Annotated in this window: 8 protein-coding genes; 4 read left to right on the top strand and 4 right to left on the bottom strand. The window is 64.1% G+C overall.

Translation table 11 applies throughout. The features are described 5' to 3' along the window. The 4 genes from EN984_RS18895 to EN984_RS18880 form a co-directional block, all read left to right on the top strand. Positions 1–335: helix-turn-helix transcriptional regulator (locus EN984_RS18895; protein WP_164765522.1), on the top strand; the 335-nt coding region annotated here is incomplete at its 5' end. Between the two features lie 110 nt (positions 336–445). Continuing rightward, a complete protein-coding gene (locus EN984_RS18890; protein WP_127267879.1) occupies positions 446–925 on the top strand; it encodes a carboxymuconolactone decarboxylase family protein in 480 nt (159 codons plus the stop codon). An 83-nt stretch (positions 926–1008) separates the two neighbouring features. Next, complete coding sequence (locus tag EN984_RS18885; RefSeq protein ID WP_127267880.1) at positions 1009–1371, top strand: nuclear transport factor 2 family protein; 363 nt, start codon at positions 1009–1011, stop codon at positions 1369–1371. Positions 1372–1426: 55 nt separating this feature from the next. Continuing rightward, a complete protein-coding gene (locus tag EN984_RS18880; RefSeq protein WP_127267881.1) occupies positions 1427–1741 on the top strand; it encodes a hypothetical protein in 315 nt (104 codons plus the stop codon). Positions 1742–1879: 138 nt separating this feature from the next. On the opposite strand, the gene EN984_RS18875 is transcribed toward EN984_RS18880, so the two are convergent. The 4 genes from EN984_RS18875 to EN984_RS18860 form a co-directional block, all read right to left on the bottom strand. Then, the gene (locus tag EN984_RS18875; protein ID WP_127267882.1) at positions 1880–3307 is read right to left on the bottom strand and encodes a gamma-aminobutyraldehyde dehydrogenase; all 1428 of its coding nucleotides are present in this window, start codon (positions 3305–3307) and stop codon (positions 1880–1882) included. Positions 3308–3410: 103 nt separating this feature from the next. After that, the gene (locus EN984_RS18870) at positions 3411–4226 is read right to left on the bottom strand and encodes an ABC transporter permease (protein WP_127267883.1); all 816 of its coding nucleotides are present in this window, start codon (positions 4224–4226) and stop codon (positions 3411–3413) included. After that, positions 4216–5166 carry an ABC transporter permease gene (locus EN984_RS18865; protein WP_197031622.1) on the bottom strand — a complete coding sequence of 317 codons (951 nt, stop codon included), beginning with the start codon at positions 5164–5166 and terminating at the stop codon, positions 4216–4218. Before EN984_RS18865 ends, EN984_RS18870 begins: the two co-directional genes overlap by 11 nt. Before the next feature lie 14 nt (positions 5167–5180). Next, positions 5181–6191, bottom strand: coding sequence for an ABC transporter ATP-binding protein (locus tag EN984_RS18860; protein WP_127267884.1), 1011 nt, complete (start codon positions 6189–6191; stop codon positions 5181–5183). Positions 6192–6205: the final 14 nt, after the last annotated feature.

The raw sequence follows: 6205 nt of genomic DNA, 5'->3' as shown, positions 1-6205 counted from the left end.
GGTCGGGCCTGCATTTCACCGACGCCGGGCGCATCAGCGTCGACGAGTTGGAGGAGCCGCTGGCGCTGGTCCATGCGACGTCCGAACAGCATCTGGAACCCGCCTGCCGGCCCAAACCCAGGGTTGCCGAGCCGGCCGCATTGACGGCGCGCGAAAGCGAGGTGGTGAGCCTCGTCGCCGACGGCAAGAGCAATGCCGCGATCGCCGCCGAATTGAGGCTGAGCGAACACACGGTCAAGCGCCATGTCGCCAACATACTGCTCAAGCTGGACCTGCCGTCGCGGGCGGCGGCGGCGGCGTTTTCGGCCAGGCACCCTGGCCCGCACGGGCCATGAGAGCCATGGCGCTTTCGGGCGAAGCGGCCATGGGCGGGTAAGCGCTATCAATTCTCTCCATGCAGGCCAGGCGGATGTCGTCGGGAAAGGTGCTGCGAACGGAGGAGGAAATGCTGACGTCGAACCAAACACTCAAATCGCTTGCGATAGCGGCAAGCGTCGGAGCGCTGTTCGCTATCGCTCCCGCAAAGGCCGAGGATGCGTCCGCGGCGGCTGCCTACAAGGATATCGAGGCGACGCTCGGCTCGGTGCCGGACATGTTCAGAACGCTGCCGGATGTGGCCGTTGCCGGCGCTTGGGCCGAGATCAAGGGCGTGCAGCTCAACCCGAAGACGGCGCTTGACGGCAAGACCAAGGAGCTTTTGGGCCTCGCCGTCGCGGCGCAGATCCCATGCCAGTATTGCATCTATTTCCACACCGAGGCGGCCAAGCTCAACGGCGCCAGCGACGAGGAGATCAAGGAGGCGGTCGCGATGTCCGCGATCGTGCGCCACTGGTCGACGATGCTCAACGGCAGTCAGGTCGATCTGACGACCTTCAAGAAGCAGGCCGACGACGTGTTCGCGGCCGTCAAGGCGAAGTCGCAGTGAGGAAATCCCTGCCCGGCGACGAGCGCCGGGCAGCCCTTCGACCATCAACCGCCCGGTCGCAAGACGGGCCAATGGAGGATGACATGCTGACCAAGACCCAAACAGTGGATGGCGCATCGATCAAGAAGGCCATCGAAACCCGTGACGGCAAGATGCTGTCGAGCTTCTATGCCGACGACGCGCTGGTGCGGGTGATCGACCGCAACAACCCGCCGAGCAAGCCGCGCGAGATCCGCGGACGCGCGGCGATCACCACATTCTGGGACGACATCTGCAGCCGGGCGATGACCCACAAGGTCGACACCACCATCGCCGACGGCGACAGCCTCGCCTTCACCCAGGCCTGCGCCTATCCGGACGGCACCAAGGTGTTCTGCGCGGCGATGCTGGAGCTGAAAGACGGGCGGATCGCAAGGCAGACCGTCGTGCAGGCCTGGGACGAGTAGACCAACAGCCTGTGGATCAACCGCGGCCTGGGCCGCAAACCTGGAGGAGAAGACGATGTTCAGCGCCAGATGGCAGATCGACGCCAAGTTCGGGCACAAGCAGACCGTGCTCGACCTGTTGAAGAAATGGGAACGCGAGATCGGCTCGCAGGTCGGCATCGACGAGCTGGAATTCCAGATCATGACCGGTTCGATCGGCGCGCGGGAGGCGACGGTCGAGTCCCATCACCAGGTCGAAAGCCTGGCCCAACTGGAGGCGTTCTTCGCCAAGATCGGCAAGATCGACGCGCATGCCAAATGGGGCAAGGAGATCGAGCCCTATGTCGTGTCGGGCACCAGCCTGTGGAATATTTATCGCATTGTGGAGTAGTGACTCTTCTCCCCGTTTCACGGGGAGAAGATGCCGGCAGGCAGATGACGGGCGGAGCCCGCTTTGCCAGGGACGCGCTGCCCCTCATCCGGCCCTTCGGGCCACCTTCTCCCCGTAAAGCGGGGAGAAGGGAAGGCGCTAGCTGTGAGCCACCATCACATGGCGCACGGCGGTGTAGTCTTCCAGCGCGTAGAGCGACATGTCCTTGCCGTAGCCGGACTGTTTCAGCCCGCCATGCGGCATCTCGTTGGTCAGCATGAAATGCGTGTTGATCCAGGTGCAGCCATATTGCAGGCGGGCGGCCGTCGCCATGGCGCGCGAGACATCCTTGGTCCATACCGATGACGCCAGGCCGTAGTCGCTGTCATTGGCCCAGTTCACCGCGTCGTCGACTTCCGAAAAACGAGTAACCGAGACGACCGGGCCGAACACTTCGCGGCGGACAATCTCATCTTCCTGCAGCGCGCCGGCGACGACGGTCGGCTGGTAGTAGAAGCCAGAACCCTCGCCCGGCTTGCCGCCGGTGGTGATCTCGATGTGCTTCAGTTCCGAGGCGCGCTCGACGAAACTCGACACGCGGTCGCGCTGGCGGCGGGAGATGAGCGGGCCGATCTCGTTTTCAGTGTCGTCGGGACGGTTGTATTTGATGGTCGAGACGGCCGAGGAGAGATCGGCGACGAGTTTGTCGTAGATCTTCTTGCCGGCGTAGATGCGGCAGGCGGCGGTGCAGTCCTGGCCGGCATTGTAATAGCCGAAGGCACGCAGACCGCTGACCACGGCGCCAAGATCGGCGTCGTCAAAGACGATGACCGGTGCCTTGCCGCCGAGCTCGAGATGCGTGCGCTTGACCGACTTGGCGGCCGCCTGCAGCACTTTCTTGCCGGTGGCGACGTCGCCGGTGATCGAGATCATGTTGACCTTGGGATGATTGATCAGCGTGTTGCCGACGCTGTCGCCGCGGCCGAGGACGACATTGACCACGCCTTCCGGCAGGATTTCCGCAAGTATCTTGGCAAGCTTCAGCGCCGTCAGCGGAGTCTGCTCCGACGGCTTGAAAACGACCGTGTTGCCGCCGGCGATCGCCGGCGCCAGCTTCCAGGCCATCATCATCAGCGGGTAGTTCCACGGCGCGATGGAGGCGACGATGCCGATCGGGTCGCGCCTGACCATCGAAGTATGGCCGGGAATGTATTCGCCGGCCACGACGCCCGGCATCGAACGGACGGCGCCGGCGAAGAAGCGGTAGCAGTCGACGATCGCCGGGATTTCGTCATTGAGCACAGCGTTGATCGGCTTGCCGCAATTGAGCGCCTCGAGCGTGGCGAACTCCTTCGCGTCGGCTTCGATGCGGTCGGCGATCTTCAGCAAATAGCCGGAGCGTTGCGCCGGCGTGGTGCGCGACCACAAGACGAACGCCTGTTCGGCGGCGGTGACCGCCGCCTCGATCTGCGCCTGGCTGGCCTCGGGCAGGTTGAGGATGGTCGCCCCGGTCTTTGGATTGAGGATCGGCTCCTCGGTCTCGGTGCCCTTCTCGAATTTCGAGCCGATCAGCATCTGGGTGTCCATTGGATTCTCCCTTAACAGGAGCGAGTAGCGAGTAGCTGAAAGCGAGCAGGGTTGACCGTCGATGATCCCTACTCGCTGTTCGCTACTCCCTATTCGCTGTTTTTCATTTCCCACTTCCGGCGATCTGGTCGCCGTCACGGGTGAGGTAATAGGCGGCAAGGATCGGCAGCAGCGTCACCAGCACCACGACCATGGCGACGACATTGGTGACCGGGCGCTGGCGCGGGCGGATCAGCTCTTCCAGCATCCAGATCGGCAGCGTCTGCTGCTGTCCGGCGGTGAAGGTGGTGACGATGACCTCGTCGAAGGACAGCGCGAAGGCCAGCATGCCGCCGGCAAGCAGTGCCGTGGCGATGTTGGGCAGCACGACATGGCGAAAAGTCTGAAAACCGTCGGCGCCGAGATCCATCGACGCCTCGATCATCGATCCGGAGGTGCGGCGAAAGCGGGCGACGGCATTGTTGTAGACGACGACGACGCAGAAGGTGGCGTGGCCGAGCACGATCGTCCAGAACGAGAACGGGATATCGGCGAGCGAAAAGGCCGAGCGCAGCGCGATGCCGGTGATGATGCCGGGCAGGGCGATCGGCAGGATGACCAGCAGCGAGATGGTTTCGCGGCCGAAGAATTTTGTCCGCGACACCGCCGCCGAACAGAGCGTTCCGAGGACCAAAGCAATCGCAGTCGAGATCGAGGCAACCCTGACCGATAGCGACAGCGCCTGCCAGACATCCGGCCGGTTCCAGGTCACGGCGAACCATTGCGTCGTCAGCCCTGGCGGCGGCCAGACGAAGCTCTTCTCCTCGGTGGTGAAGGCGTAGACGAAGATCAGCAGGATCGGCAGATGCAGGAACAGCAGGCCGCAGGCGGCGGCTATCTTCAGGCCGAGCGGAGCCGACTGGGAACCATCAGAGCGCATCGAAGGCCCCCATGCGCTTGGCGCCCCAGAGGTAGAAGCCCATGATGACGATCGGCACCACGGTGAAGGCGGCGGCGAGCGGGATGTTGCCGGCGGTGCCTTGCTGCGAATAGACGGCTTGGCCGATGAACAGCCGCGAGGTGCCGATGATCTGCGGGATGATATAGTCGCCGAGCGTCAGCGAGAAGGTGAAGATCGAACCGGCGACAATGCCCGGCAGGGCCAGCGGGAACAGCACGTTGCGGAAGGTCTGTCCCGGCGAAGCCCCCAAATCGGACGAGGCCTCGACAAGATTGCCGGGCACGCGCTCGAGCGCCGCCTGTACCGGCAGGATCATGAACGGCAGCCAGACATAGACGAAGACGATGAAGGTGCCGGTGAACGATACCGACAGCGAATTGCCGCCGACAATCGGCAGCGACAGCCATGCGTCGAGAACCCACAACAAATGCAGCTTGGCGAGCAGCCAGGTGAGGATGCCCTCCTTGGCCAGGATCAGCTTCCAGGCGTAGATCTTGACCAGATAGCTCGACCACAGCGGCAGCATGATGCCGAGATAGAACAGCGCCTTCCAGCGACCGCGCGCATAGCGCGCCGCGTAATAGGCGATGGGGAAAGCGATGACGGCCGAGGCCAGCGTGACCAGGGCCGCCATCGTCACCGTGCGCAGGATGATGTCGAGATTGGCGGCCTGGAACAGGTCGCCATAAGTCTTCAGCGTGAACTCACGGTTGATGAGGCCGGAAAACTCGTCGATGGAGAAAAAGCTCTGCGCCAGGAGCGCAAACAGCGAGCCGATATAGACGATACCCAGCCACAGAACCGGAGGCAGCAGCATGAGCAGCAGCAGGACCTTCGGCTTGCGCCAGAAAAGGTCCGATAGCGCGCCGCGCAAGCCGCCGCTGCCGGGCAGGATGGCGGGCGCTGTTGCACGCATCATGGCGGCGTCGAGGCTCATGCCGGCTCGTCCATCAGATGCAGGTGCTCGCGGTTGAAGGTGAGCACCACCGCCTCGCCTTCCCCAGGCAAGGCCGTGCCGGCGGGCACGATGGCGTGCAGCCGCAGCCCGTCGGCGTCGAGCGCCAGCTTCGTCGTGGCGCCGAGATAGTTGGTCGAGACGAGGCGGGCGGATACGCCTTCGCCACTTGTGCCCGCGCTGGCCGCGCGGCCGACACGAATGGATTCAGGGCGCAGGCTGCCCCAGCGATGCTGGCCGGAATAGCGCTGGACGAAATCCGGCGGCAGCACGTTGGAGGAGCCGACGAAATCGGCGACGAAGCGCGTCTTCGGTCGCTGGTAGATATCTTCCGGCGTGCCGACCTGCATGATTTTGCCATCGTTGAAGACGGCGACGCGGTCGGCCATCGACAGCGCTTCGCCCTGGTCGTGGGTGACGAAGACAAAGGTGATGCCGAGCGCCTTCTGCAGCGACTTCAACTCCTCCTGCATGTTCTCGCGCAATTTGAGGTCGAGCGCGCCGAGCGGCTCGTCGAGCAACAGCACCTTTGGCTGGTTGACCAGCGCACGGGCGAGTGCCACGCGCTGGCGCTGGCCGCCGGAAAGCTGGCCGGGGCGGCGGGCGCCATAGCCGGGCAGCCGCACCAGTGACAGCGCTTCTTCCGCCGCCTTGTGCCGCTGAGCCTTGCCGACACCCTTGACCATCAGCCCGTAGGCGACGTTGTCGAGCACGTTCAGATGCGGGAACAGCGCATAGTCCTGGAACACGGTGTTGACGTTGCGGCGATAGGGCGGAACGCCCTCGGCGCGTTCGCCGAAGATCGAGATCGAGCCCGATGTCGGCTGCTCGAAGCCGGCGATGAGGCGCAGGCAGGTGGTCTTGCCGGAACCTGACGGGCCGAGCATGGCGAAGAATTCGCCCGGCACGATGTCGAGATCGACCGCGTCGACGGCGCGCACGCTGCCGAAATGGCGCGAGGCTTTCTGGAAGGAGACGGCGGAGGTCATGGGCTGTCCTGATC

It is taken from the genome of Mesorhizobium sp. M7A.F.Ca.CA.004.12.1.1, from assembly GCF_003997835.1.
Lineage (GTDB): Bacteria > Pseudomonadota > Alphaproteobacteria > Rhizobiales > Rhizobiaceae > Mesorhizobium.
This window is presented reverse-complemented; position numbering and strand designations above follow the sequence as displayed.

What these genes read in the sequence shown, in the direction of transcription:
- EN984_RS18890 (WP_127267879.1), top strand. Translation starts at nt 446, where the DNA reads ATGCTGACGTCGAACCAAACACTCAAATCGCTTGCGATAGCGGCAAGC.
- EN984_RS18885 (WP_127267880.1), top strand. Translation starts at nt 1,009, where the DNA reads ATGCTGACCAAGACCCAAACAGTGGATGGCGCATCGATCAAGAAGGCC.
- EN984_RS18880 (WP_127267881.1), top strand. Translation starts at nt 1,427, where the DNA reads ATGTTCAGCGCCAGATGGCAGATCGACGCCAAGTTCGGGCACAAGCAG.
- EN984_RS18875 (WP_127267882.1), bottom strand. Translation starts at nt 3,307, where the DNA reads ATGGACACCCAGATGCTGATCGGCTCGAAATTCGAGAAGGGCACCGAG.
- EN984_RS18870 (WP_127267883.1), bottom strand. Translation starts at nt 4,226, where the DNA reads ATGCGCTCTGATGGTTCCCAGTCGGCTCCGCTCGGCCTGAAGATAGCC.
- EN984_RS18865 (WP_197031622.1), bottom strand. Translation starts at nt 5,166, where the DNA reads ATGATGCGTGCAACAGCGCCCGCCATCCTGCCCGGCAGCGGCGGCTTG.
- EN984_RS18860 (WP_127267884.1), bottom strand. Translation starts at nt 6,191, where the DNA reads ATGACCTCCGCCGTCTCCTTCCAGAAAGCCTCGCGCCATTTCGGCAGC.